Genomic DNA, 24530 nt, shown 5'->3' with positions numbered 1-24530 from the left:
AGAGATAATAAATTGAATAAAATTAGATAAGAGTTAAACGGAGAAAACTCCTCTATTTCAGTTTTTAACCGTATATTTGCACGCAATTAAATCTTTAATTGCTATGATCGCACACGAATCCAAAATCTTAGGAGAAGGCCTTACTTACGACGATGTATTGCTTGTTCCTGCTTATTCTGAAGTACTACCCCGAGAAGTAAGCATTCGCACAAAATTCACTAAAAATATTTCAATAAACGTTCCTATTGTTTCGGCAGCTATGGATACGGTAACCGAATCCAGGATGGCTATTGCTATGGCGCGGGAAGGTGGAATTGGTGTTTTGCATAAGAATATGACTGCCGAACAACAAGCGCTTAAAGTGCGAAAAGTAAAAAGGGCAGAAAGCGGAATGATTATAGATCCCGTGACCTTGCCAATCACAGCCAATGTGAGCGATGCAAAAGCGAGTATGCGTGAGCATAGTATCGGCGGAATTCCTATTGTAGATGAAGACGGAAAATTGTTGGGGATTGTAACTAACAGAGATTTGCGTTTTGAGAAAAATCTTAAGCGTCCAATTGCTGAGGTTATGACTTCAGAAAATTTGGTGACTGTTGCAGAGGGTACTTCCCTGGATCAGGCAGAAGATATTTTACAGGAATATAAGATTGAAAAACTTCCCGTAGTTAACGATAATTATAAATTAGTTGGGCTTATTACTTTTAGGGATATTACCAAACTTACCCTAAAACCTAATGCTAATAAAGATAGCTTCGGAAGGCTTCGCGTAGCAGCTGCCGTTGGTGTAACTGCTGATGCGGTAGTACGGGCTGAAGCTTTGGTGAATGCCGGGGTAGATGCTATAATAATTGATACCGCCCACGGCCATACCAGGGGTGTGGTTACGGTGCTGAAAGATATTAAATCTAAATTTCCAGATTTGCAAGTAGTAGTAGGAAATATAGCTACCGGCGAAGCTGCGAAATATTTGGTTGAAGCCGGCGCAGATGCTGTTAAAGTAGGAATTGGCCCGGGTTCTATCTGTACTACCAGGGTAGTAGCAGGTGTTGGGTTTCCACAATTTTCTGCCGTGCTTGAAGTAGCTGCAGCACTAAAAGGTAGTGGTGTTCCCGTTATTGCCGATGGTGGAATTCGTTATACAGGAGATATCCCAAAAGCATTAGCCGCAGGAGCCGATTGTGTGATGCTAGGTTCATTGCTTGCAGGAACTAAAGAATCTCCGGGGGAAACCATTATTTACGAAGGAAGAAAATTCAAATCTTACCGCGGAATGGGATCGGTTGAGGCCATGCAAAAAGGGTCTAAAGATCGTTATTTCCAGGATGTAGAAGATGATATTAAGAAACTGGTACCTGAAGGTATTGTAGGTCGTGTTCCATATAAAGGGGAACTCGAAGAAAGCATTCACCAGTTTGTTGGCGGTTTAAAAGCCGGGATGGGTTATTGCGGTGCTAAAGATGTAGAAACCCTAAAGGAGACTGCAAAATTTGTGAAAATTACCGCTTCGGGAATTCATGAGGGCCATCCGCACGATGTAACTATTACCAACGAATCTCCTAATTATAGTAGGTAAACTTATTGCCATATAAATTAAAAAGCCCTCTCAAATTTTATAATCTGAGAGGGCTTTTTTAATACGTCATCCTGAACTTGTTTCAGGATCTAACTCCAGAGGATTTGAGAAGCTGAAACAAGTTTAGCTTGACGAAAGATATTCAAGGCTTAAAATATTAGCTTATTCTTTCTCTTCTTCAGTAGGAGCAGAAATTTCAATTCCCATTTTATTCATTACCTTTTCGGTAATATCATATTCTTCTGCAGAGAAAGCAAGGCTGTTTCCACCGGCGTGTAGAATTTGAGTAAATCCTTCTTCGTCTATTACAGCTCGCATTGCAGCGTCAATTTTTTCGTAAAGTGGATTAGTAAGCTCATTTCTTCGCATTTGCATCATTAATTGGGCTCTTTGTCTAAACTGCTTGATTTGGTTCTCAAGTTCAATAATTTTAGACTCACTTTTCTGGCGAGCTTCTTCAGCAAGGCTTTCGGCATTAGCCTGGTAAGTTTTTACCAAGGTATCGTATTGCTTAACATTGGCCTGGAAATCTTGTTGTAGTTGCTTGTCATAGGCTTCTAATCCCTTATTTACTTCTTCCATTTCAGGCATTTGTGAAAGAATGTAATCGGTGTCTATAGTTCCTACTTTGGTTTGTGCGCTTGCAAAAATGCTAAAAGTTAAAAAGGCAATTAATAAACTGCTTCGTATCATATTAAAATTGTTTTTGGCAAATATAATAGCAGCTTTTAATTATTCATATTAAAACTTAAAACTATTTCTTGTCCAAAACACTTTTGTTATTTTCTACAAAATCCTTAAAATCTTTCATATACTGGTATGATTGTTTTCTAAAGGCACCCGGCATAAAGATGCCCATTAACTTCATAAAACCACTAAAGCTAAATTCGCTATGAGAAATCCAGAGCGTATTACCTTCTGGAGTTTCTTCAAAAAAGTTTTCCTGAATATTGTAAACCCCTTTAGCCGAATAATTTGCGTGAAACTGAGTTGGAAGATCGTTTTTAATAATTTTTTCTTCCATTTCAATATCCCGCTTTCCCATCTTATATTTTAGCATATTCTTTGAACCTTCTTCTCCTAATTTTCCACTAATAGGTTCCATAGAAATAAACCCACGTTGCCAATGTTTCATATTATCAGGGTTGCTGAATTTTTCAATCACTTCGGTACGGGGTTTTATTATTTTAATTTCAGTGGTATATTTCATATCAAACGGTTTTTTAAAGAATTAAAAACAAATGCTTTTTAAACTTCATTTAAAGATACTTAAGATAAAACAATTATAATTTTTAACTAGCTGTAATCGTTTAAGCATAAGCTTGTGGAACCTAAATGAATTCTTATTTTTGCTTACTGGCAAATTACAGGCGTTAAGTCATTTGAAAATGGTATGTAAATTGCTATCTCAATAATTGATGATTTTGAAGATATCACCTGTTTTTATATGTTTTCTGCTGGCTGGTTTTATGCTTGCGGGTTGCTCTTATCTTGAAAAAGAAGAAGATCGCACAGTTATAGTAAGGGTTAACGATGCTTATTTGTATGAAGAGGATATTAATGCACTAATAAACGAAAATACTTCTCAGGAAGATAGCGCTATTATAGTTTCTAATTATATAAACCGCTGGGCCACGCAGCAATTACTTATAGACAGGGCGCAATTAAATCTTCCCGAAAGTCAACAAAGAGAGTTTAGAGATCTCATAGAAAATTATAAAAATGAACTTTATACGAGTGCTTATAAAGATGCGGTAGTTAGCAGGCAATTAGATAGTACTGTACCATTGGAGGAAATGGAAGCTTATTTTGAAGAAAATAAAGGCAATTTTAAGCTTACAGAAGATCTATTGAAATTAAGGTATGTAAGCCTTGCTGAAAATAACACCAATATAAATGAAATAAAATCTTACCTAACCAGCTTTGATGAGGAGGATATTGAAGAGCTAGACAAAATTTCTCTTCAGTTTAAAAATTATTCTTTTAATGATTCGGTTTGGGTGAAGTTAAAAACGGTTTACGATAAAATCCCTGCTTTAACTTTAGAGCATAGGGATAAACTCTTAAACAAATCTAATTTTCTTCAGGTAGAAGATTCATTAGGTGTATATTTGATCTATGTAAAAGATGTGTTGGAACGAGGGCAGGATGCTCCTTTTGAATATGCCGAACCAACCATAGAAAAGATTTTGCTTAACAAGCAAAAATTAAATTTGATAAAGGAACTTGAAAAAGATATTACAAAAGATGCAATTAAAAATGAACAATTTGAAATCTATAATTAATACCACCGGCTTTCTTTTAGCCATTTTACTTGGATTTAGCGGTTACTCTCAAGATGTGATCGTGACCGATAGTACTTCTATACAGCCTGAGGATGAGATCGCAAAAAATACCGTTGCTGAAGAAAATAACTCAGAACGCAGAAAAGTAGATGGAATTGCGGCAGTAATTGGTGATTATATTATTCTTGACAGCGATGTAGATATGATGTACAAGGATATGCAAAGCCAGGGAATGTCTACCGCTGATGTTACCGATTGTCAACTTGCCGGTTCTTTAATGGAAAACAAACTTTATGCGCATCACGCTATTCAGGATAGTATTATTATCATGGATGCTGAGGTTAACAATTATATAGACCAGCAAATTTCTGAAATGGTTCGCCAGGTAGGTTCAATGGAAAAAGTTCTTGAATTCTATAACAAAGAAAATGAAGCTGAATTTAGAAGCGAGTTGTTTGAACTGAATAAAGAGCGCCAGTTAGCCAGCCGTATGCAACAACGAATTATTGAAACGGTAGAAATTACTCCAGAAGAAGTAAGAGCTTACTATGAAAGTATTCCGGAAGATGAGCGCCCGGTTTTTGGTGAAGAAATTGAACTTTCTCAAATTGTTATAAAACCTGAAATTCCACAGAGTGAAAAAGAAAAAGTGATAGAGCGTCTAAATGAATTTAGAGCAGATGTTTTAGATAACGATGCAAGTTTTGCTACTAAAGCTGTTTTATATTCACAAGACCCTGTAAGTGCCAGGGACGGTGGTAGAATTTCGCTTTCAAGAAAAGATAATTTTGTAAAAGAATTTAAAGATGTTGCCTTTAGTCTTCAGGAAGGAGAGGTAAGTGAACCTTTTGAAACTGAATTTGGATATCACATTATCCAGGTAGATAGAATTAGAGGTCAAAATGTAGATTTAAGACATATCTTGCTTATTCCAGATGTAACAAATGCCTCTGTTGAAGAAGCCAAAGCTAAAATTGATAGTATTAGAAAGAGGGTAAACGAAGGCGTTTTGGATTTTGCCGAAGCTGCTCGTGAATTTTCTGATGAGGAAGAAACAAAAGCAGACGGTGGGAAACTTATTAACCCTAGAACAGGTGATACCCGTTTTGAGTTATCTAAGATAGATCCTAAGTTATACGATGAGGTAGGAGAGTTACAGGAAGGAGAACTTTCACTAAGATTGCGTGATCAGGATAGAACTGGGCGCCCATATTTTAAGCTGATAAAAGTAAATGAAAGAATTTCTGAGCACGAAGCTAACTATGCTACAGATTTTTCAAAAATAAAAGAGCTGGCACTACGCGACAAACAGCTTGAAGCTATTGAAGAATGGCAAAGAGAAAAAATTGGTGATACTTATATTAAAGTGAATGGAAAGTTTAAAGACTGTGAGTATAGTAGTAACTGGTTAAAAAATTAGTAATTTATCAATGTCAGATGTTGCTCTTGTAGAAAAACTGGTAGTTAAGCACCGGGATTTAAAAAAAGAAATTGCCAAAGTTATTATAGGGCAGGATATGGTTGTAGACCAAATCCTGCTTTCTGTTTTTTCAGGAGGACATTCTTTGCTTGTTGGGGTTCCCGGTTTGGCAAAAACATTAATGGTAAACACCATTTCCCAGGCTTTAGGACTTGATTTTAAAAGAATCCAGTTTACCCCAGATCTAATGCCAAGTGATATTCTTGGCGCAGAGATACTGGACGAAAACAGGAACTTTAAATTTATAAAAGGTCCGGTTTTTTCAAATATAGTCCTGGCCGACGAAATTAACCGAACTCCCCCAAAAACACAGGCGGCTTTACTGGAGGCTATGCAGGAGCGATCTGTTACTGTTGCCGGGCATAATTACCGCCTCGCCAATCCTTATTTTGTATTGGCTACTCAAAACCCAATAGAGCAGGAAGGAACCTATCCATTGCCAGAAGCGCAATTAGACCGGTTTATGTTTTCTATTCTACTGGAATATCCAAGTTTTCAGGAAGAAGTAGACGTTGTAAAAAGTACAACTTCAGATAAAACTCAAAAGATAAATGCTTTATTTTCTGCGGAAGAAATCGTGGAAATTCAGCAATTAATTCGTAGAATTCCTGTTGCCGATAACGTGGTAGAATACGCGGTGAAACTGGTAGGAAAAACCAGGCCGGATTCTGCTGAAGCACCGGAATTTGTGAAGAACTATCTCGATTGGGGCGCAGGCCCAAGAGCATCTCAAAATCTTATTCTTGCCGCTAAATCTCACGCTGCTGTTAATGGGAAATTTTCCCCTGATATTGAAGACGTACAAGCCGTAGCCATTGGGATTTTACGCCATAGAATTATCAAAAATTACAAAGCTGAAGCCGAAGGAATTTCGGAAGAAAAAATAATTCGAGACCTATTTTAATGATACGTACCTTTATTAAATATAGGGTTTTAGTTAGTGTGATTTTCTATATTTTATGGGGAAGCGATTTTATTACTAATGTTCTTGATTTAAATAAAGAAACAAGTAGTTTTATTAATTGGACAACAGTCGCGATACTTTTTATATTCTGGTTATTCATACTTATTGATATGATCAAGCAGAATTTAAAAGATAAAACATTCTGGATTCTTTCTATGTTTTTTGTGCCCTTCTTCGCGCCGGTGGTTTATTTATTCCGAAGAAAGAAGTTGCTACATCTTCAAAATAATATGTTTAGAAACTCTAATTAGCTTTTGAAAATCTGTTCTTATCAAGAATGGGTTTAAATTCTACTTTCTTCTGTGCTTTAGAATAGATTTTTTTTAGCTTTGTTCTAAGATGAATATGTCTTATATTTGTGTAAAACTATATAGATATGATACCTTCAGATTTCAGGGATTTTTTCGTTAATAGTCCAGCGACTGTTCAACAAGAGATAGTGGCTTCGTTGCTATCATTGTCTTTGCAAGAAAGTGAAGTAAAGGACAGCAACGAGGCAAAAGCAGTTACCTGTCCTCATTGCTCAGAAAAGCGTGTTCGTGCCAATGGCAAGCTCAAAGGCGTTCAACGCTATGTTTGCAATGGCTGTAAGAAGAATTTCAGTGAGACCACAGGTAAGTTTTGGTATAATATAAAAAAGAAAGAGAAGTTAAATCGGTATTTATACTGTTTGTTGTCGGGCTACAGTATCAGGAAAAGTGCAGAAGAGACGGAGATATCAATTCAAACGTCCTTTGATTGGAGACATAAATTGCTCACGTCATTTTCCAGTGTTTCGGTAGAAGAGTTTCAGGGCATAGTCGAAAGCGATGACCTGTTCTTTGCCTACTCAGAAAAAGGAGGACGTCATTTAGGTAGAAAACCGAAAATGCGAGGAGAAAAAGCAAGCAAAGCAGGCATAAGTGATGAAAAAGTAGCTGTAGTGGCAACTTGTGATAGATCTGGAAACAAAGACTTTAAAGTGGCCACAAGAGGTCGTATCAGTAAAGAGGATCTGAATAGAATACTTAAAGGGAAACTTGATAAAGCTGACGTACTCTGCAGCGACAGCCATAGAAGTTATGGTGCTTTTGCAAAAGCCAACACAATTGCCCATAAAAAGTTCAACACCTCAAAGGGACAGCGAACCGTAGATAAGGTGTACCATGTCCAGAATGTAAACAATATGGATATGAGATTGAGAAAGTTCATGGATTCTTTCAATGGGGTAGCTACAAAATACTTACAGAATTACTTGAATTGGTTCTTGGTACTTGAAAAAATCAAGAACTCAACCAGTAAAATGGCAACAGTTACAGCCATTGCCTTTGCTTCAAATAGCGCATGGTACGAGTACAAACAACAACTATTCAATATGCTAATTAGAACTTAGCCATTTTTTTCAATCTGATCAAGTTTATTTATGAAATTCATAATTTTCAACCTAATTATTAGGTTTAGTTGAATTTAAACCATCAATAATTACGAAATGTAAAATTATTTTCATTAAATTTTGATAATCACTTCTTATTTTCAAAATCCACTCGAAATCCTTAAATTTGCTAGACTTTTTTAGAACTAAATATATAATAATATGGCATACGATATTGATATGATCAAAAAGGTGTACAGCCAAATGGCCGAACGTGTGAATACTGCACGCGAGGTGGTTGGAAAACCTTTAACCCTTTCAGAAAAAATTCTTTATTCGCATTTATGGGATGGTGCTGCCAAAGAGGCTTACCAAAGAGGAAAAGACTATGTAGAATTTGCGCCAGACAGGATTGCCTGCCAGGATGCAACTGCCCAAATGGCCTTATTGCAATTTATGCAAGCCGGGAAAAAACAGGTTGCTGTACCAACTACGGTACATTGTGATCACCTTATCCAGGCCAAAATGGGAGCTGCGATAGATTTGCAGGCTGCTAATAAATCCAGTAGTGAGGTTTTTGATTTTCTTGAATCTGTTTCCAATAAGTACGGAATTGGATTTTGGAGACCCGGTGCAGGAATTATTCACCAGGTGGTATTAGAAAACTATGCCTTCCCTGGCGGAATGATGATTGGTACCGATTCTCACACGGTAAATGCCGGTGGGCTTGGAATGGTAGCGATTGGTGTTGGTGGAGCTGATGCAGTAGATGTAATGGCCGGTATGCCATGGGAACTTAAATTCCCAAAACTTATTGGAGTTAAGTTAACCGGAAAACTTTCAGGTTGGACTTCTTCAAAAGATGTGATTTTAAAAGTAGCCGGGATCCTTACTGTAAAAGGAGGAACCGGAGCAATTATAGAATATTTTGGGGAAGGAGCTCGATCTATGTCGGCAACCGGAAAAGGAACTATTTGTAATATGGGAGCTGAAGTTGGTGCAACTACTTCAACTTTTGGTTACGATGAGTCTATGGATCGTTACCTGCGTGCTACAAACCGTGCAGATGTTGCTGATGCAGCAAATAAAGTTAGCGAACACCTAACCGGAGATGATGAGGTTTACGCAAACCCTGAGCAGTATTTTGATGAATTGATCGAGATCAATCTTTCAGAATTAAAACCTCACCTTAATGGACCTTTTACTCCAGATTTAGCAACGCCTATTTCTGAAATGGGAGTTAAAGCTAAAGAAAACGACTGGCCAATTAATGTAGATTGGGGACTTATAGGATCCTGTACTAACTCTTCTTACGAAGATCTTACCCGTGCAGCTTCTATAGCCAAACAGGCGGTAGATAAAAAAGTAAAGGCAAAATCCGACTTTGGTATAAACCCAGGTTCAGAAACAATTCGATTTACAGCAGAGCGTGATGGCTTACTTCAAATTTTTGAAGATCTGGACGCTACTATTTTTACCAATGCATGTGGACCTTGTATAGGCCAATGGGATCGTAGCGACAGAAAAGGAGAGGAGAAAAACACAATTGTACATTCTTTTAACCGTAACTTTTCTAAGCGTGCCGATGGTAACCCAAATACTCACGCTTTTGTAGGTTCTCCAGAAATGGTTGCTGCAATTGCAATTTCAGGACGTTTAGATTTTGATCCAACCCGGGATAAACTTATAAATGAAGATGGCGAAGAGGTAATGTTAGACGAGCCAACAGGAATCGAATTACCTTCTGATGGTTTTGATGTGGAAGAAGATGGATATGTGCCACCAAATGACGATGGAAGTTCTGTGGTTGTTAAAGTAGCTGAAGATAGTGAAAGACTTCAATTATTAACCCCGTTTGAACCCTGGGATGGTAAAAACCTTACCGGAGCGAAATTGTTAATTAAAGCTTTCGGAAAATGTACTACCGACCATATTTCTATGGCAGGACCGTGGTTGCGTTACAGAGGGCACTTAGATAATATTTCTAACAACTGTCTAATTGGAGCGATTAACGCTTATAATAAGAAGACAAATTTTGTAAAGAATCAACTTAATGGCGAGTACGATGGTGTTCCTGCGGTACAGCGTGAGTATAAAAAAGCAGGTGTTTCAACAGTAGTTGTGGGAGATCATAACTATGGGGAAGGTTCTTCAAGAGAGCACGCGGCCATGGAGCCCCGTCATCTTGGTGTGAAAGTGGTATTGGTAAAATCTTTTGCCCGTATTCACGAAACTAACCTTAAAAAACAAGGGATGTTAGGATTGACTTTCGATAATGAGGCCGATTATGACCTTATTCAGGAAGACGATACCTTTAACTTTATAGATCTTGAAGATTTTGCTCCAGATAAGCAAATTACGATAGAGATTGTACATGCCGATGGTAGTAAAGACACTATTAAAACAAACCATACTTATAACAAACCTCAAATTGAGTGGTATAAACATGGTTCTGCTTTAAACCTTATTAAAAAGCAAAACGCTGCTTAATTAGTTAAGGTTATATTTTATAAAGAGGCTGATTAATTGTTATTCTTCACCTCGTCACCCTGAACTTGTTTCAGGGTCTAACTCCTAAGAATTTAGATTCTGAAATAAATTCAGAATGACGGGTTGATCAAAATTTAATCAGCCTCTTTTTTATGCCTAAAATCTAGATGTTAAGTACCTTTGCTCTTTACGTCTAAGTATTAAAAATCGGCAATGAAGAAGCTTTTCAAGAACCAGTGGACCAACATTATTTTTATTGTAATTATCCTGGTGATGATTATCCCACAAACCCGTAAACCCATTCAAATTGTAGTAAATAAGATATTTGCTTTTAGCCCTTCGGCTACCGATGAAGAAGATAGAAAAGAGCTTGAAACCTATAATTGGACTTTGGAGACAGAATCGGGTAAAAAAATAGATTTTGCTGAATCTAAAGGAAAAGTAATTATTGTAAATTATTGGGCTACCTGGTGCCCACCCTGTATCGCTGAAATGCCAAGTTTCCAGGAACTTTATACCGATTATAAAGACAAGGTGGAGTTTTATTTTATCTCGGGCGAGGATCACGAAACTACTAACAACTTCCTGAAGCGTAAAGGTTACAATTTCTCCAGTTACAGGATGCTCTCTGAAGATCCCAAACCTTTAGATGGTTATACGCTGCCATCTACTTATGTAATTGCTAAAAACGGAACTATTGTAGTAGATAAAAAAGGCGCAGCCGATTGGAATAGTCAGAATTTTAGAAATTTGTTAAATCAGCTTTTAGCTGAATAACTTAGAGAGTTTTCCTGAAAAATGATTTTACAAAATCGAAACTATAAATTGACAACATAATTTTCAGGTCTTCTGAAACCGAAGTTTCTTCGTCAAGATATTTAAAGATTTCTTGTGGAGAATTTTTAGTGTAGAATTTGGAGAAAATTTCTTCCCCTTTTTGATTATTCTGGGTAAGCACATCCAGGAAAATCGCATCGTATTTTCTGAATTTATTATTTATTAAATTCTCTCCCGGTAATTTTCCGCTTTTAATATTCTCAATAATTCGGTTTATGCGTTTTTCGGTATTTTTAAAAGAATATCCGGTTGAAGGTTTTACCCAGCCACCACCGGTACCAATTTTGGTGATTTGTCGGGTATTCGCTTTATCAAAAGGAAAATCTGTCATTGGGATAACACCAGTTTCAGTGCTTTTAATCGTAAAATCCTTTGTTTTTAAAACCTTTTCAAAATATTTCTGAAGCATGTCGTCATATACTTTGTCTTCCGTTAAAAAAGGAGAGAAGAAGGTATATTCAACTAAAGCTTTTTTCTCGGTAAACGGGAGAATATACGTAAACGCAGTAGCATCGGGATACTTAATTCGGTAATCCATCATTGTAAAAGAATCCGGGCTAAAAACAGGTTTTTCGGTTGCTACTTCCCAGCCTTTAAAATGCTGAAAAATAGTAGTGTGTTTTTTACTTTCAAGGTAAGAGGGATCTATTCTACTATCGAAAAAATGTGTAGCACCGTAGGATTTTTTTCGGCCTTTGGCCTTCATTGTTACAGGATCAATTTTCTGGATTTCATCGGTAATAAATTCTATGTCACCAGATTTTTCTATTTCTTCCTGTAAGTTGTGGTGATAATCTGCTGCCTTGATCATCTTATAAGAATAGGGAGACAATTGTAAATTAATATTTTCTTCAGAAGAAATAAATTTTCCTTCGTTCCAGGATTTGGTAAGTAAATGATCCCATTTGCCATCTCCTTTTTCCCAAAAACACCAGGTTTTAACCGGCATAGAAAAATCGGAATCTATTATGGCAATCTTTTTTCCTTTGAAAAAAACATCCCGGCTAAGTTGCCGGGCTAATTGAAGGCCTGCAAGTCCTCCACCAATTATTACATAAAAATATACGGGACCTAGCATAGAATTTCTAACGCAGCATTATCATTTTATTTTTTAAAGTATTTTAAAGGTACGAATAACATTCCAAAACATTCCCCATCGTCTTTACCAAGATGTTTGTGGTGCATTTTATGCGCTCTTCTTATTCCTTTGGCATAAGGATTATTAGCATTTCTAAAAATCTTAAAACGTTGATGGATAAAAATATCGTGAACGGTAAAATAGGTGATGCCATAAGCTAAAATTCCCAGACCAATAGGCAATCCTATCCAAACATCTTCGTAGCGCCAAAGCAGGAAAAAACCAATACTCACCAGGGCATAAAAAATAAAGAAAAGATCGTTGCGCTCCCACCAGTGGCTATGGTCTTTGTGATGGTGGTCTTTATGCAGTTTCCAAAGTAGGCCGTGCATAATAAATTTATGGGTAAACCAGGCCATTCCTTCCATTCCTGCGAAGGTGCCCAGAAAAACCAGAATCCACAATAAAATATCCATATTAAATAAGTTTTAATCTATAAGAAATGTATGATTTGGCCAAAAGTCCTGCTTTTTCATAATCAGGAACTCGAATCCTGCTATTCCTAATCTCTAGAGAAGGAACTTTTTTAAGTTTATGCAATAATTTTCTATAATAAATATAAGCGGTATAAACGCCAAATTTAGCTTCTACCGGTAAATGCGAAATTCCGCTTAAGCCGTGTTTAAAATCTTCTTCAATTTCGGCTATAATTCTTTGTTTGCTGGCTTCATCTAATTGTTCAAGATTTGTACCGGGAAAATAACTTCGGCTAAGATCTTCAAAATCGGCTTTTAGGTCCCTTAAAAAATTAACCTTCTGAAAAGCAGAGCCTAAACTCATTGCCGATTGCTTCAGTGATTCATATTTTTTATTATCTCCTTTTACAAAAACCTTTAAACACATAAGGCCCACAACATCTGCACTTCCGTAGATATATTCTTTGTATTCGGCTACACTAAGATAGTCAGATTTATACAAATCTAAGCGCATACTCTTCATAAATGCACGATAAAGAGATTCGTCTATTTCATACTTATGCACGGTTTCCTGAAAAGCATTTAGAATAGGATTTAAACTAATCTTGTCTTGAATGGCTTTATAAAGATCTACCTCAAAATCGTTAAAAAGTTTTTCTTTATCATAGTCGTGAAAAGTGTCTACAATTTCGTCGGCAAAGCGCACAAAGCCGTAGATATTGTAGATATCCTGGCGAATAGAGGGGGCGAGCATCCTGGTTGCTGTAGAGAACGAGGTGCTGTAATGATGAGTAACAGTTTTGCTACAGGCCCGGGAAACCTTGTCAAAAATGGCTTTCATAATTTAATCTTCTTTTTGAATTAATCCCGCGGCGAGCTTTCCTGAAATAAGAGAAGGAGGAACCCCGGGACCGGGAACACTTAGCTGCCCGGTAAAAAATAATTTGTGCACTTTTTTGCTCTTTAATTTAGGTCTTAAAAATGCAGTTTGCAACAGGGTGTTTGCCAGGCCATAGGCGTTACCCTTATAAGAGTTGTATTCTTCTTTAAAATCTTTTACACAAAAAGATTCTTTAAAAAGAAGATGATCGGTTACATTTTGATTGGTTAAACTTTCAAAACGGGTAATTATTTTTTGAAAATATTTCTCCCTAATTTCAGGAGTATCTTCCACATCTGGTGCCAGAGGAATTAAAAATATTCCTGCTTCTTTACCTTCCGGTGCGGCGGCATCATCGGTAACTGAAGGGAAACTAGCATAGAATAGCGGATTTTCTGGCCACTGGGCATCATCGTAAATTGCTTTCGCGTGCTTCTCAAAATCTGTATCAAAAAATAAAGTGTGATGCGTTACATTTTCCAGTTTCTTATTGAAACCGGCAAAGAATAATAAGGCTGAAGGGGCAAAGGTCTTTTTTTGCCAATAAGATTCCTTGTATTGTCTCTTATATTCCGGTAATAAAGTTTCGGTGTGATGATAATCGGCACCGCTAAGAATGTAATCAGCTTCTATTCTTTCGCCGTTTACCTGCATTCCGGTTGCGGTATTGTTTTCAATAAAAATTTCAGAAACCGGCGCATTAGTGTTGATTTTAACGCCCAGCGAATTTGCAAGGCTTTCCATTGCTTCAATCACTTTGTACATTCCGCCTTTGGGATGCCAGGTTCCCAGCCCGAAATCGGCATAATTCATAAAACTATAAAAAGCAGGAGTATTGCTGGCTTTAGCGCCAAGAAACAACACGGGGAATTCAAGAATTTGAATTAATTTTTGGTTGCTAAATTCTTTCCTAACTTCTTTTGAAATGGTGCTAAAAAACTGGCCTATTTTGCCTGCGGTAGTTGGAGTTACTAATTCTAAAGGAGAAACGCCGGGACGATACACCAAATCTTTAATTGCGATATCGTAATTGTTTTTGGCTTCTTCTATAAACTGCTTCAGTTTTTTGGAGCTTCCGGGCTCTTCAGCTTCAAAGGCTGCGCAAATTTTATCGAGGCTGTCTTCTATGGTAATACTATCATTTTTTCCGAAGAAAACTTTATAAGCGGGACTCAATTTTTCCAACTCATAATAATCTGAAGGTTTTTTACCGAAATCGGCAAAGAAACGTTCAAAAACATCGGGCATCCAGTACCAGGTAGGACCAATATCAAAACAGAATCCTTCCTTTTTTAATTGGCGCGCCCGCCCGCCAATATTCGCATTTTTTTCAAATAGTTCTACTTTATAACCATCTCTTGCCAGGTAGCAAGCAGCGGCGAGAGAAGCAAATCCAGAACCAATTATGGCAACTTTCTTTTTCATATTTAAAGCTTGTCTATAAATTGGTTTAGGTTGGTATGGGTCGTGACAAATGCAGGAAGTTCTTTATGCTGAATTTCCCTTATTTTATGTCCAAATAACAATAGCTCGTAAGTTTTCTTTTCACAAACCTGTTCGTTAAACTGATTTATAAAATCTTCAACATCTCCGGGAGCGGTGGTGAAATAACTTACAAAACTCAGGTTATCGTGGCGTTCTAATAAATAGCCAAGATCGGTTAATGGTAAACTGGGACCGAGATAAATTGCCTGGTTGCCGTGATAAAGGAGTTCATAGTACAAGTAAATTATACCAATATCGTGTATTTCATTTTCCGGTAGAAAGAGTACGTATAACTTATCAGAACTGGGTTTGATTTCCTTCTTTATTTCAGCCAAATTATAATATAGTTTTTGTTTAATGAGATCTACAATATAATGCTCGTGAATTGGCTTAATGGTATCGGTTTGCCATAACATACCAATTTGTTCCAGTAGTGGAAGAAATACCTGGTGAAAGATTTGCCTAAAGCTTTTATCTTTTCGCAGCGTCTCGTAGGTATTGTTAAAAAGCTCCTCATCAAAATTCATCATAGAAAGTTTAAATGAATTTTGAGCACGGTTCTCCTTGCTGGTACTTGCAGAAATACTTCGCACCATTTTAGCAATTTCCTCATCACTAAGCTTGGAAATCCTCGAAATCTTATAACCGTGTTCGTTTAGAAAAGCGACGTTTAAGATCTTTTGAAGGTTAGAACTATCGTATGTTCTTATATTTGTAGAAGTACGATCGGGATTCAGGATATTATACCTTTTTTCCCAAATTCTTATGGTGTGCGCCTTGATTCCGCTTAAATTTTCAAGGTCTTTTATACTGAAATTCTGCTTAATTAGTTCCATATTGTGTTTAAGATAGTCAAATCTAGCTAAAATTCAACATTAAACACTTTATGGAAGTGTTAAAATGTTTAATACTTTAGTTAAAAAGTTAAACACTAAAATTTATGACGAAAATTGCTTCAAAACTTGTTCTTATAACCGGTGGTGCATCTGGTATAGGAAAAATAATGGGCCGTGAAGTTTTAAAACATGGGGGGAAACTGGTAATTTGGGATCTCAACAAGCTCAATTTACAGCAAACGCTAAATGAATTTGAAGAATTTGGAGATGTTTATGGGTACACCATAGATATAACCAATACCGCTTGGGTTAAGGAGATGGCTAAGCAGGTTGAGAATGAAATTGGCGTCATTGATATTTTAATCAATAACGCGGGAATTGTTTACGGAGGTTATTTTCATGAGAATTCTTCAGATAAAATTGAAAAAACGATGAAGGTGAATGCAATTGCCCCAATGCAACTTGCTCTAACTTTTCTCCCGGGAATGATGAAAAGGAAAGAAGGCCATATTTGCAATATCACTTCTTCGGCCGGCCTGGTCTCCAATCCTAAAATGGCGGTTTACGCTGGGAGCAAATGGGCTGCCACAGGCTGGTCTGATAGTTTACGGCTGGAGATGAAACAACTTAAAACCGGGGTTGGCATTACCACCGTTACTCCTTACTATATAAATACTGGAATGTTTGATGGGGTGAAATCTAATATCCCTATTCTCGACCAATACAAAGTGGCTAAAAGAATAATTAAGGCAATAGAAAGGAACAGAATTTATTTAAGTATGCCATGGAGTATGCGTTTTGTAAGATTTTCTCAGGGCCTTTTCCCAATTTGGTTCTACGATTGGTTTGTAGGAAGAGTAATTGGAGTTTATAAAACAATGGACGAATTTAAAGGCCGAAAAACATAAAATTATGACTGAAACTTCAGCACAAACAATTTCTGAAATATATAAAAGACAAAAAGTATTTTTTGCTTCTCAGAAAACGAAAAGTATAGCATTTAGGCTTCAGCAATTAAAAACGCTAAAAAAAGCCATTCTTCAATATGAAGATAAAGTGAATGAAGCGCTTTGGAAAGACCTGCACAAATCTAAAGAAGAAGCATTTCTTACTGAAACCAGCTTACTCCTGGAGGAGGTGAGTTATCATATTAAACACCTAAAAGCCTGGGCAAAGCCTAAGAAGGTTGGGACGCCTTTACAAATTAAACCTTCACGCTCAAAGATATATTTTGAGCCGCTTGGAATTGGTTTAATAATGGCCCCGTGGAATTATCCATTTCAGCTTACAATTAATCCGCTTATTGGAGCAATTTCTGCAGGCTGTTGTGCGGTTTTAAAACCTTCGCCAGATACTCCAAATGTAGCCAGGGTGATAGAAGAAATGATTTCTGAGTTCTTTCCTTCTGAATATATAGCGGTAGTCCAGGGAGGGAAAGAAACAAACCAGGAGTTGTTTAAATTTCCGTTTGATGTGATGTTCTTTACCGGAAGTCCTGGAGTTGGTAAAATTGTAATGAAAGCTGCTGCGGAGCACTTAAGTAGGGTAATTTTGGAGCTGGGAGGTAAAAGCCCCTGTATTGTAGATAAAGAAGCAAACCTAAAAATTGCCGGAAAACGAATTGCCTGGGGTAAAATTGTAAATGCAGGACAAACCTGTATTGCACCAGATTATTTACTGGTTCAAAAAGAGGTAAAAACAGAATTACTGGCTGAAATCTCAAAATCTTTTAAAGAAATGTTGGGAGAAAATATCGCAAATAGTCCTCATTACGGCAGAATTGTAAACCCGGCTGCTATGAATCGGTTAAAGAAATATTTAGAGGGAGATGTTTATTACGGCGGAAAAATTAATTTAGAAGAAAAATATATTGCTCCTACCATTTTAAATAACGTGCAGCCTGAAGATGAAATTATGCAGCAAGAAATCTTCGGGCCAATTTTACCGGTGATGGAATTTATTGAAATAGAGGAAGCCCTGTCTTATATTAATAAGAATGAAAAACCGCTGGCACTTTATTATTTCGGAAAAGATAAAGGGGCAGAAAAAGTCTTGCGGGAAACAAGCTCGGGTGGGGCCTGCATTAACGATACCCTTTTACATGTAGCTAACCATAAACTACCATTTGGCGGTGTGGGAAACAGCGGAATGGGAAAATATCATGGTAAAGAAAGTTTCCTGGCTTTTACGCACGAACGGGGAGTGGTGAATTCTACTACAAAACTGGATATACCTTTAAAGTATCCGCCTTATAAGTTTTTTGGATTGATAAAGAAAATAGTGGGATAGTAATTTAGAAAGTGCCCGGAGCGGGAGTCGAACCCGCACGCCCTAATGGACACATGGCCCTCAACCATGCCTGTCTACCAGTTCCAGCACCCGGGCTTAAAACAAGTCTGGAAATAGTATATTTCCAAGGGCTGTAGTAAAAAAATAAATTCTAAAAGAAAGAATTCTGAACTTAAAAAAGTGATCTGGCTGGGGCTCGAACCCAGGACCCTCTCCTTAAAAGGGAGATGCTCTACCAACTGAGCTACCAGATCGTTTTCAATATTTCAAAAAAGTCAAAATGAATTCTATTAAGAATTCTGAACTTAAAAAAGTGATCTGGCTGGGGCTTCCCGAAACTCTACTTCACTGCGTTTCGTTCGGGACAGGCTTCTCGCCAACTAAATCAAAATTTATTTTGTGATCTGGCTGGGGCTCGAACCCAGGACCCTCTCCTTAAAAGGGAGATGCTCTACCAACTGAGCTACCAGATCAATAAAAAGCATCCGTCGTTTTGCGAATGCGGGTGCAAATATACATTCATTAATTTATTTTTCAAGCCTAAATTGAGATAAATTTATATTAGATTTGAATCCTTCTAATAATAAGTACTTTAACTATGAAAATATTTTTAACCGGGTACATGGGATCCGGGAAGTCGGTGGTAGGAGAGAAGCTTGCTAAAAATCTGAATTACAAATATGTAGATCTCGATGATCAGATAGAAGTGATCGAGGGAAAAAATATCAACGATATTTTTGAAGATAGGGGCGAACTATATTTTAGAAAGCTGGAGGCGCAAATTCTAGACGATATTTTGGAGAATAATTCAGATATGGTGATCTCGTTAGGTGGGGGAACGCCATGTTATGGAGATAATTTTGACCGAATTTGTGCACAAAAAGATGCAAAAACCATTTATTTAAAAGCTTCAATTCAAACATTAACCGAAAGGCTTTTTCTTGAAAAAGTTCATCGGCCGGTGATAAGTCACCTGGAAACCCGTGAGGCTTTAGAAGAATTTATTAGGAAACATCTTTTTGAGCGTGCATATTATTACAGCCAGTCAGATATTACAGTGAATGTAGACGAAAAAGAACCTGAATTTATTGTAGATCAAATTATAGAAAAGTTATAAAAGCTCTGCTTTAAACTTATTGGCTTCAAAAGAAACCTCTACCATTTCGTTTAAAGAAGTGGAAAGCGAAATCCCCTTAAAATCTGCTTTTACCGGGTATTTTTTATGGTTTCTATCTACTAAAACTGCTGTCTTAAACTGTTTAAGCGGAACATTTAAAAAGTGTCTTACACCATAAATTAAAGTAGTCCCTGAGTTTAATACATCGTCTACTAGAATCACCGATTTGTCCTGATAAATCTCGGGCTCAAGGGACGTGGTGATTTCTTCCAGCGGATTTTTCTTATTTATGTGAACTTCACATACCTTAATTTTAAGAGGAGAAATAGATTCCAGGGCATCCTTTAAGAGCGCAGCTAATAGATAGCCTTTTTTAGCGATACCGGCCAGGATAATTTCTTTTTCCTCAATATTACTTTCATAAACCTGGTAGGCTATACGTTTAATTTTATGCTGAATTTGTTCGTGATTTAAAATAAGTACACGTTCTTTCATTTGTTTATAATTTTGGGTCTCGCTTTCTTTTCAGCATTAAGCTGACTTCTTTTTGAATTTAAAAAACAATTCGTTTCCCTGTCTTGGTTTTATAGAATTGTAACAGGCTTCCAGGATTTCTATTTCGAAATAAGGACTAAAATACGTTAAATATTCTTCTTCACTGCCGCCAAAGGGTGGTCCGTTTTCTGTTAGCGGGAAACTAAAAAGCAAACCACTTAATATCCCATTTTCTTTTAAAAGTTCTGCCGATTTTTTAGCGTAAGCCTGCCTGGAATCTACTGGAAGCGCGCAGAAGAATGTCTGCTCTAAAATAAGATCAAAAGAATCTTCTATATCAAAGAAATCTATCTGTAATAATTGTTCGTCAGGAAAATCGGGAAAACGGGTTTTAAGATTTCTAAGAGGTTTTTTGCTAATATCGGCTACATAAACATTTTTAAATCCCTGTTTAAATAAATATTCGGCTTCATAAGCATTTCCGGCCCCGGGAATTAATATTTTAAGTTCTTTATCTTTAAACTGATCTATATAATGTTTCAACGGGGTAGATATTTCACCAATATCCCAGCCGGTTTGGTTTTGTTCATAACGTTGTGACCAGAATTCTGAAGAAAAACTATGCTTCTTTATCTTTTTCATCTGGATTTGGATCTGTATTTTCAAACCAGTCATCTATATCACGACGATCTTTTTTAGTAGGCCTTCCGGTACCTTTTTTACGATAATAATCTTTAGAATATTTTAAAAGTTCTAATTTTTCAAAAGCTTCTTTTGGGGTGACATCAATTATATAAAGATTTACCAGTTTTGCGCCAACCCGGCTGGGCGGAAGGTCTAGAACTTCAATTTGATAATCTATCTGGTTTTTTCTTATGGTAAGTTTATCGTTCGGGAAAACTTCTTTAGATGGTTTTACATTGGCGCCATCTACTTTCACTTTCCCCTGCTTGCATGCGTTGGTGGCAATGCTTCGGGTTTTAAAATATCTTACGCACCATAAAAACTTGTCAACTCTCATAAAATCTCTCCTTTAAAACTGCGTTAATCTTAAACAAAAATACAAGAATATTGTATCTTGCGCGCCAAAAATAAAGACAATGCGATTAAACAAATTTTTTATTCTAAGCCTTATTTTAGCTTCAAGCTTAATTTCCTGTAATGATGATGACAGTAGGAATACTCCACAAATTGAGGAAAGAGACCCTGAGGAACAGGCTTTGGCTGATGCCGATTCGATAAATAATTTTCTGGATACTCATTTTTATAACTATGAGGAGTTTGAAAATCCTTCTGATGGGTTTGACAATATGGTGCGTATTGATACCATAGCAGGTGATAACGCCGATAAAACACCTCTTTCGGAAGAAGAGAATCTAATGATGAAAACGGTTGTTAGAAATGATGTAGAATACAATATGTATGTATTGAAAGTAAGAGAAGGTGAAGGCCAGCAGCCAAAATTCACCGATTCTACCCTTGTTAGTTACCGCGGGGAATTATTAAATCTTAGCGCCTTCGATAATGCAAATACTCCTGTTTGGTTTGATCTTACAACACTAATTAGAGGTTTTAGCGCAGGGATAGTTGAGTTTAAAGGAGCTTCAGGGTATAAAGTAAATCCTGATAATACGGTAGATTTTACTGATGATTACGGAATTGGAGCTTTAATTTTCCCGTCAGGTTTAGGATATTTTTCAAGTTCGCAAACCAGTATTCCGCCTTACAGTCCCCTGGTTTTTAACGTGCAGTTATATCGTGTTAATGAAACCGATCACGATCGGGATGGTATTCCCAGCTGGATGGAAGATTTAAATGAAAATAAAAATATTTTGGACGATGATACCGATGGTGATGAGACTCCAAACTTTGCTGATGCCGATGATGATGGTGATGGAAAACCAACCCGTGAGGAAATAATTATCAACGAAGATGGTAGTGTAGAGTTTCCCGATTCTAATGGCAACGGAACTCCAGATTATTTAGATCCTGATACTTTTGAATAGGTAGTAAGAGCTTGAGTATTTTAATGGAAAAGAGGTTAGGTAAAAGTTAACTTAAACGTCATCCTGAACTTGTTTCAGGATCTAAGTTGTTTAAAAACATGTTAGAAGCTGAAACAAGTTCAGCTTGACGAAGAAAGGCTTTTACATAACCTCTTCTTTTTTTAATAAACAGAATAGAACTTTCCTGTTTGGTTGTTTTTAAATTTAGAAAGCATAAGACAAACTCAAAATCCATTGAGAAGGTCTTGAATCTATCGAAAAATTATCAGAAGCTTCTTCGCTAAAAGCTGTATTTTCGGTAAAAGCACCTTCATATCTTACATCAAAACCTAAACGACCCAGGTTTAATCCGGCTCCTAATTGATAGCCTACAGTAATATCTTTTTCCACATCTCCAATTTTGAGCGGTGTATCTTCCAGTTCGTTATTTATAATATATTGAAAGGAAGGTCCTGCTTTAATATTCAAAGGGCCTAAAACATTTACACCCAATAATACCGGAGCGTCAATTTTATCAATTTTATAGTTGAAAGTTTCATATTCGGTATTAAGGCGGGTGAACATTAATTCGGGCTGAAGAAAAATTCCCACGATCTCAAAACGACTGAAAAGCCCAATATGATAACCAGATTTCTCTTTTCCTTCAATAATTTCACCTAAATCGTTAGCGGCGCTTTCTCTCTCAAGGTCTCCTGTGGCGCCATAGTTGAAACCACCTTTAATTCCAAAATCTGCTTCCTGGGCCATAAGTCCTATGGAGGAAAACAAGAAAACAGCGATAAACATTAATTTCTTCATAGTAGATTGTTTTATTGTTAGGTTTTGATAACGCATAAATAGTGCCTATTATTTTTGATTGAATGAAAAAAGCCTTTAAGAATCACATTCTCAAAGGCTTTAAATATACTTAAAAAGATGTTTTATTTTCTTTTTAAAACTTTTTCTGCGGCTTTAATAATCGCTTCTGCATTAAGTCCGTATTTTTCAAAGAGCTGTTCCGGTGTACCGCTTTCTCCAAAAGTATCCTGAGTGGCCACAAATTCTTGTGGTGCAGGATTGTTTTCAGCTAAAGTACGGGCTACACTTTCTCCAAGTCCGCCAAGGAAGTTGTGTTCTTCTGCAGTAACCACACACCCGGTTTTCTTAACCGATTTGATTATCGCTTCTGCATCTAAAGGTTTTATGGTGTGGATATTAATCACATCGGCGCTAATCCCTTTTTCTGAAAGTTTTTGTGCCGCCTGTATCGCTTCCCAAACCAAATGGCCCGTGGCGATAATGGTTACATCTTCCCCTTCATAAAGTTGAACGGCTTTCCCAATTTCAAAATTCTGATCTTCTGGGGTGAAATTGGCCACTTTTGGTCTTCCAAATCGAAGGTAAACCGGTCCATCATAATCTGCAATTGCTAAGGTTGCTGCTTTGGTCTGGTTAAAATCGCAAGTATTAATTACCGTCATTCCCGGTAACATTTTCATAAGACCTATATCTTCCAGGATCTGGTGAGTTGCCCCGTCTTCTCCTAAAGTAACTCCCGAATGCGAAGCACAAATCTTTACGTTTTTCCCTGAATAAGCGATAGATTGACGAATCTGGTCGTAAACCCTTCCTGTAGCAAAATTGGCAAAAGTTCCTGCAAATGGAATCTTGCCACCAATGGTAAGTCCGGCGGACATCCCCATCATATTGGCTTCAGCAATTCCCACCTGGAAGAAACGTTCTGGATTTTCATCTATAAAATCCTGCATTTTAAGTGATCCCACAAGGTCGGCACAAAGTGCTACTACATTAGGATTAGTTCGGCCAAGCTCGGTAAGACCCGCTCCAAATCCCGAGCGGGTATCTTTTTTTCCTGTATCTGTATATGTTTTCATTCTAATTTTCTTTGTCATTTCCGTCCCGAAAAAAGCGGGATAAACTGCGGCGGAAATTTATTTTTTAATAATCTCCTAAAGTTTCCGGGTTTTGAGAAAGTGCGTTTTCCAACTGTTCGTCGTTAGGCGCTTTTCCATGCCAGGCGTGGGTATGCATCATAAAGTCTACGCCATTACCCATCATGGTTGTCATTAACACACAAACCGGTTTTCCTTTTCCGGTGCGGGATTTGGCTTCGGTTAGACCATCAATTACCTGTTGCATATCGTTACCGTTTTCGATTTCCATAACATCCCAGCCAAAAGCTTCAAATTTAGCTTTTAGATTACCCATTGGCAAAACGGTTTCTGTACTTCCATCTATCTGCTGGCCGTTTACGTCTACCGTTGAAATAATATTATCAACTTTATTTCCGGCGGCATACATAATGGCTTCCCAGTTTTGACCTTCCTGTAATTCTCCATCTCCGTGAAGTGAAAATACCAGGTGATTATCTTTATTTAACTTTTTTGCTTGTGCGGCACCAAGAGCGACCGACATTCCCTGTCCCAGTGAACCTGAAGCGACACGAATTCCCGGCAGGCCTTCGTGCGTTGTTGGGTGCCCCTGTAACCTGGAATCTATAAGGCGAAAAGTATTTAATTCATCTACAGGGAAGTAACCGCTTCGGGCTAAAACGCTATAGAAAACCGGAGAAATATGGCCGTTGGAAAGGAAGAAAAGGTCTTCGTCTTTCCCGTCCATATTAAATTCGGGTTTATGTTCCATAATTCCGCCCTGGTACAAAGCGGTAAAAAACTCTGTACAGCCCAGTGAACCTCCGGGGTGACCCGAATTCACCTTGTGAACCTGCCTTAAAATATCCCGGCGAACCTGGGTAGCAAAATCTTCTAATTCTTTGATTTTTGACATTAAAGTAAAATTGTGTTGTTAAAATAATAGCCACAAAAATAGCTTTTTATAAAGCTTTGTCAAAGTGCTTGCCCCTCAGTTATTAAGAAAACTAATGA

Annotated in this window: 25 protein-coding genes and 3 tRNA genes; 12 read left to right on the top strand and 16 right to left on the bottom strand. The window is 37.3% G+C overall.

What is annotated here, in order from left to right; genetic code table 11:
- Nucleotides 1-103: 103 nt before the first annotated feature.
- Nucleotides 104-1576, top strand: coding sequence for an IMP dehydrogenase (gene guaB / locus B5488_RS07350; protein ID WP_079734672.1), 1473 nt, complete (start codon nt 104-106; stop codon nt 1574-1576).
- 162 nt (nt 1577-1738) lie between these two features.
- Here the strand turns inward: guaB and B5488_RS07345 are convergent, their stop codons facing one another.
- Nucleotides 1739-2269 (bottom strand): OmpH family outer membrane protein, encoded by a 531-nt coding sequence (locus B5488_RS07345; RefSeq protein ID WP_079734671.1) that lies wholly within the window; start codon nt 2267-2269, stop codon nt 1739-1741.
- A 61-nt stretch (nt 2270-2330) separates the two neighbouring features.
- Entirely contained in the window at nt 2331-2786 is a 456-nt protein-coding gene (locus B5488_RS07340; RefSeq protein ID WP_079734670.1) for an SRPBCC family protein, read from the bottom strand.
- A gap of 208 nt (nt 2787-2994) precedes the next feature.
- On the opposite strand from B5488_RS07340, the gene B5488_RS07335 reads away from it, so the two are divergent.
- From B5488_RS07335 to B5488_RS07305, 7 genes are all read left to right on the top strand, one after another.
- Nucleotides 2995-3861: a peptidyl-prolyl cis-trans isomerase gene (locus tag B5488_RS07335; protein WP_407690213.1), complete on the top strand. Its 867-nt coding sequence runs from the start codon at nt 2995-2997 to the stop codon at nt 3859-3861.
- Nucleotides 3824-5281 (top strand): peptidylprolyl isomerase, encoded by a 1458-nt coding sequence (locus B5488_RS07330; protein WP_079734669.1) that lies wholly within the window; start codon nt 3824-3826, stop codon nt 5279-5281. Before B5488_RS07335 ends, B5488_RS07330 begins: the two co-directional genes overlap by 38 nt.
- Nucleotides 5282-5291: 10 nt before the next feature.
- Entirely contained in the window at nt 5292-6245 is a 954-nt protein-coding gene (locus B5488_RS07325) for an AAA family ATPase (RefSeq protein ID WP_079734668.1), read from the top strand.
- On the top strand, nt 6245-6556 hold the full coding sequence (locus B5488_RS07320; RefSeq protein ID WP_079734667.1) for a PLDc N-terminal domain-containing protein: 312 nt from the start codon (nt 6245-6247) through the stop codon (nt 6554-6556). The genes B5488_RS07325 and B5488_RS07320 overlap by 1 nt, the downstream gene beginning before the upstream one ends.
- A 125-nt stretch (nt 6557-6681) precedes the next feature.
- Entirely contained in the window at nt 6682-7677 is a 996-nt protein-coding gene (locus tag B5488_RS07315) for an IS1595 family transposase (RefSeq protein ID WP_079733415.1), read from the top strand.
- A 201-nt stretch (nt 7678-7878) separates the two neighbouring features.
- On the top strand, nt 7879-10146 hold the full coding sequence (locus tag B5488_RS07310) for an aconitate hydratase (protein ID WP_079734666.1): 2268 nt from the start codon (nt 7879-7881) through the stop codon (nt 10144-10146).
- A gap of 213 nt (nt 10147-10359) precedes the next feature.
- Nucleotides 10360-10923, top strand: a complete 564-nt coding sequence (locus B5488_RS07305) for a TlpA family protein disulfide reductase (RefSeq protein WP_079734665.1) — start codon at nt 10360-10362, stop codon at nt 10921-10923.
- A 1-nt stretch (nt 10924) separates the two neighbouring features.
- On the opposite strand, the gene B5488_RS07300 is transcribed toward B5488_RS07305, so the two are convergent.
- Genes B5488_RS07300 through B5488_RS07280 form a run of 5 tightly spaced genes read right to left on the bottom strand, consistent with a single transcriptional unit; the run spans nt 10925 to nt 15738 of the window.
- Entirely contained in the window at nt 10925-12061 is a 1137-nt protein-coding gene (locus tag B5488_RS07300; protein ID WP_079734664.1) for a lycopene cyclase family protein, read from the bottom strand.
- Nucleotides 12062-12087: 26 nt separating this feature from the next.
- Entirely contained in the window at nt 12088-12537 is a 450-nt protein-coding gene (locus B5488_RS07295; protein ID WP_079734663.1) for a sterol desaturase family protein, read from the bottom strand.
- 1 nt (nt 12538) lies between these two features.
- On the bottom strand, nt 12539-13378 hold the full coding sequence (locus tag B5488_RS07290; RefSeq protein WP_079734662.1) for a phytoene/squalene synthase family protein: 840 nt from the start codon (nt 13376-13378) through the stop codon (nt 12539-12541).
- A gap of 3 nt (nt 13379-13381) precedes the next feature.
- The gene (locus tag B5488_RS07285; protein ID WP_079734661.1) at nt 13382-14842 is read right to left on the bottom strand and encodes a phytoene desaturase family protein; all 1461 of its coding nucleotides are present in this window, start codon (nt 14840-14842) and stop codon (nt 13382-13384) included.
- A gap of 2 nt (nt 14843-14844) precedes the next feature.
- The gene (locus tag B5488_RS07280) at nt 14845-15738 is read right to left on the bottom strand and encodes a MerR family transcriptional regulator (protein WP_079734660.1); all 894 of its coding nucleotides are present in this window, start codon (nt 15736-15738) and stop codon (nt 14845-14847) included.
- 104 nt (nt 15739-15842) lie between these two features.
- On the opposite strand from B5488_RS07280, the gene B5488_RS07275 reads away from it, so the two are divergent.
- Together B5488_RS07275 and B5488_RS07270 are read left to right on the top strand one after the other, a co-directional pair.
- Nucleotides 15843-16646 (top strand): SDR family oxidoreductase, encoded by an 804-nt coding sequence (locus B5488_RS07275; protein WP_079734659.1) that lies wholly within the window; start codon nt 15843-15845, stop codon nt 16644-16646.
- A gap of 4 nt (nt 16647-16650) precedes the next feature.
- The gene (locus B5488_RS07270; RefSeq protein WP_079734658.1) at nt 16651-18027 is read left to right on the top strand and encodes an aldehyde dehydrogenase; all 1377 of its coding nucleotides are present in this window, start codon (nt 16651-16653) and stop codon (nt 18025-18027) included.
- A 12-nt stretch (nt 18028-18039) separates the two neighbouring features.
- Here B5488_RS07270 and B5488_RS07265 read toward each other — a convergent pair.
- The 3 genes from B5488_RS07265 to B5488_RS07255 form a co-directional block, all read right to left on the bottom strand.
- Nucleotides 18040-18123, bottom strand: a tRNA-Leu gene (locus B5488_RS07265).
- Between the two features lie 85 nt (nt 18124-18208).
- Nucleotides 18209-18281: transfer RNA gene (locus B5488_RS07260), tRNA-Lys, on the bottom strand.
- 146 nt (nt 18282-18427) lie between these two features.
- Nucleotides 18428-18500, bottom strand: a tRNA-Lys gene (locus B5488_RS07255).
- A gap of 125 nt (nt 18501-18625) precedes the next feature.
- Here B5488_RS07255 and B5488_RS07250 point away from each other — a divergent pair.
- The gene (locus B5488_RS07250) at nt 18626-19144 is read left to right on the top strand and encodes a shikimate kinase (protein WP_079734657.1); all 519 of its coding nucleotides are present in this window, start codon (nt 18626-18628) and stop codon (nt 19142-19144) included.
- Here B5488_RS07250 and B5488_RS07245 read toward each other — a convergent pair.
- Genes B5488_RS07245 through B5488_RS07235 form a run of 3 tightly spaced genes read right to left on the bottom strand, consistent with a single transcriptional unit; the run spans nt 19139 to nt 20660 of the window.
- Nucleotides 19139-19639 (bottom strand): phosphoribosyltransferase family protein, encoded by a 501-nt coding sequence (locus B5488_RS07245; protein WP_079734656.1) that lies wholly within the window; start codon nt 19637-19639, stop codon nt 19139-19141. The two genes, B5488_RS07250 and B5488_RS07245, sit on opposite strands and share 6 nt — an antisense overlap.
- A gap of 36 nt (nt 19640-19675) precedes the next feature.
- Complete coding sequence (locus B5488_RS07240; protein WP_079734655.1) at nt 19676-20281, bottom strand: methyltransferase; 606 nt, start codon at nt 20279-20281, stop codon at nt 19676-19678.
- A complete protein-coding gene (locus B5488_RS07235; RefSeq protein WP_079734654.1) occupies nt 20259-20660 on the bottom strand; it encodes an RNA-binding S4 domain-containing protein in 402 nt (133 codons plus the stop codon). Before B5488_RS07235 ends, B5488_RS07240 begins: the two co-directional genes overlap by 23 nt.
- A 79-nt stretch (nt 20661-20739) precedes the next feature.
- On the opposite strand from B5488_RS07235, the gene B5488_RS07230 reads away from it, so the two are divergent.
- Complete coding sequence (locus B5488_RS07230) at nt 20740-21645, top strand: FKBP-type peptidyl-prolyl cis-trans isomerase (RefSeq protein WP_079734653.1); 906 nt, start codon at nt 20740-20742, stop codon at nt 21643-21645.
- 204 nt (nt 21646-21849) lie between these two features.
- Here the strand turns inward: B5488_RS07230 and B5488_RS07225 are convergent, their stop codons facing one another.
- The 3 genes from B5488_RS07225 to B5488_RS07215 form a co-directional block, all read right to left on the bottom strand.
- Nucleotides 21850-22443 carry an outer membrane beta-barrel protein gene (locus tag B5488_RS07225; RefSeq protein WP_079734652.1) on the bottom strand — a complete coding sequence of 198 codons (594 nt, stop codon included), beginning with the start codon at nt 22441-22443 and terminating at the stop codon, nt 21850-21852.
- A 122-nt stretch (nt 22444-22565) separates the two neighbouring features.
- Complete coding sequence (locus tag B5488_RS07220; protein WP_079734651.1) at nt 22566-23519, bottom strand: transketolase family protein; 954 nt, start codon at nt 23517-23519, stop codon at nt 22566-22568.
- A 64-nt stretch (nt 23520-23583) separates the two neighbouring features.
- Entirely contained in the window at nt 23584-24432 is an 849-nt protein-coding gene (locus B5488_RS07215; RefSeq protein WP_079734650.1) for a transketolase, read from the bottom strand.
- Between the last annotated feature and the right edge of the window lie 98 nt (nt 24433-24530).

The sequence above is a fragment of the Salegentibacter salegens genome, assembly GCF_900142975.1.
Lineage (GTDB): Bacteria > Bacteroidota > Bacteroidia > Flavobacteriales > Flavobacteriaceae > Salegentibacter > Salegentibacter salegens.
This window is presented reverse-complemented; position numbering and strand designations above follow the sequence as displayed.

Bases quoted from the DNA above. Each gene is read 5' to 3' on its own strand.
- B5488_RS07250 (WP_079734657.1), top strand. From the start codon at position 18,626: ATGAAAATATTTTTAACCGGGTACATGGGATCCGGGAAGTCGGTGGTA.
- B5488_RS07245 (WP_079734656.1), bottom strand. From the start codon at position 19,639: ATGAAAGAACGTGTACTTATTTTAAATCACGAACAAATTCAGCATAAA.
- B5488_RS07330 (WP_079734669.1), top strand. From the start codon at position 3,824: ATGCAATTAAAAATGAACAATTTGAAATCTATAATTAATACCACCGGC.
- B5488_RS07295 (WP_079734663.1), bottom strand. From the start codon at position 12,537: ATGGATATTTTATTGTGGATTCTGGTTTTTCTGGGCACCTTCGCAGGA.
- B5488_RS07235 (WP_079734654.1), bottom strand. From the start codon at position 20,660: ATGAGAGTTGACAAGTTTTTATGGTGCGTAAGATATTTTAAAACCCGA.
- B5488_RS07285 (WP_079734661.1), bottom strand. From the start codon at position 14,842: ATGAAAAAGAAAGTTGCCATAATTGGTTCTGGATTTGCTTCTCTCGCC.
- B5488_RS07215 (WP_079734650.1), bottom strand. From the start codon at position 24,432: ATGTCAAAAATCAAAGAATTAGAAGATTTTGCTACCCAGGTTCGCCGG.
- B5488_RS07220 (WP_079734651.1), bottom strand. From the start codon at position 23,519: ATGAAAACATATACAGATACAGGAAAAAAAGATACCCGCTCGGGATTT.
- guaB (WP_079734672.1), top strand. From the start codon at position 104: ATGATCGCACACGAATCCAAAATCTTAGGAGAAGGCCTTACTTACGAC.
- B5488_RS07320 (WP_079734667.1), top strand. From the start codon at position 6,245: ATGATACGTACCTTTATTAAATATAGGGTTTTAGTTAGTGTGATTTTC.
- B5488_RS07300 (WP_079734664.1), bottom strand. From the start codon at position 12,061: ATGCTAGGTCCCGTATATTTTTATGTAATAATTGGTGGAGGACTTGCA.
- B5488_RS07340 (WP_079734670.1), bottom strand. From the start codon at position 2,786: ATGAAATATACCACTGAAATTAAAATAATAAAACCCCGTACCGAAGTG.
- B5488_RS07240 (WP_079734655.1), bottom strand. From the start codon at position 20,281: ATGAAAAAGATAAAGAAGCATAGTTTTTCTTCAGAATTCTGGTCACAA.
- B5488_RS07270 (WP_079734658.1), top strand. From the start codon at position 16,651: ATGACTGAAACTTCAGCACAAACAATTTCTGAAATATATAAAAGACAA.
- B5488_RS07305 (WP_079734665.1), top strand. From the start codon at position 10,360: ATGAAGAAGCTTTTCAAGAACCAGTGGACCAACATTATTTTTATTGTA.
- B5488_RS07335 (WP_407690213.1), top strand. From the start codon at position 2,995: ATGATTTTGAAGATATCACCTGTTTTTATATGTTTTCTGCTGGCTGGT.
- B5488_RS07280 (WP_079734660.1), bottom strand. From the start codon at position 15,738: ATGGAACTAATTAAGCAGAATTTCAGTATAAAAGACCTTGAAAATTTA.
- B5488_RS07225 (WP_079734652.1), bottom strand. From the start codon at position 22,443: ATGAAGAAATTAATGTTTATCGCTGTTTTCTTGTTTTCCTCCATAGGA.
- B5488_RS07290 (WP_079734662.1), bottom strand. From the start codon at position 13,378: ATGAAAGCCATTTTTGACAAGGTTTCCCGGGCCTGTAGCAAAACTGTT.
- B5488_RS07310 (WP_079734666.1), top strand. From the start codon at position 7,879: ATGGCATACGATATTGATATGATCAAAAAGGTGTACAGCCAAATGGCC.
- B5488_RS07230 (WP_079734653.1), top strand. From the start codon at position 20,740: ATGCGATTAAACAAATTTTTTATTCTAAGCCTTATTTTAGCTTCAAGC.
- B5488_RS07325 (WP_079734668.1), top strand. From the start codon at position 5,292: ATGTCAGATGTTGCTCTTGTAGAAAAACTGGTAGTTAAGCACCGGGAT.
- B5488_RS07275 (WP_079734659.1), top strand. From the start codon at position 15,843: ATGACGAAAATTGCTTCAAAACTTGTTCTTATAACCGGTGGTGCATCT.
- B5488_RS07345 (WP_079734671.1), bottom strand. From the start codon at position 2,269: ATGATACGAAGCAGTTTATTAATTGCCTTTTTAACTTTTAGCATTTTT.
- B5488_RS07315 (WP_079733415.1), top strand. From the start codon at position 6,682: ATGATACCTTCAGATTTCAGGGATTTTTTCGTTAATAGTCCAGCGACT.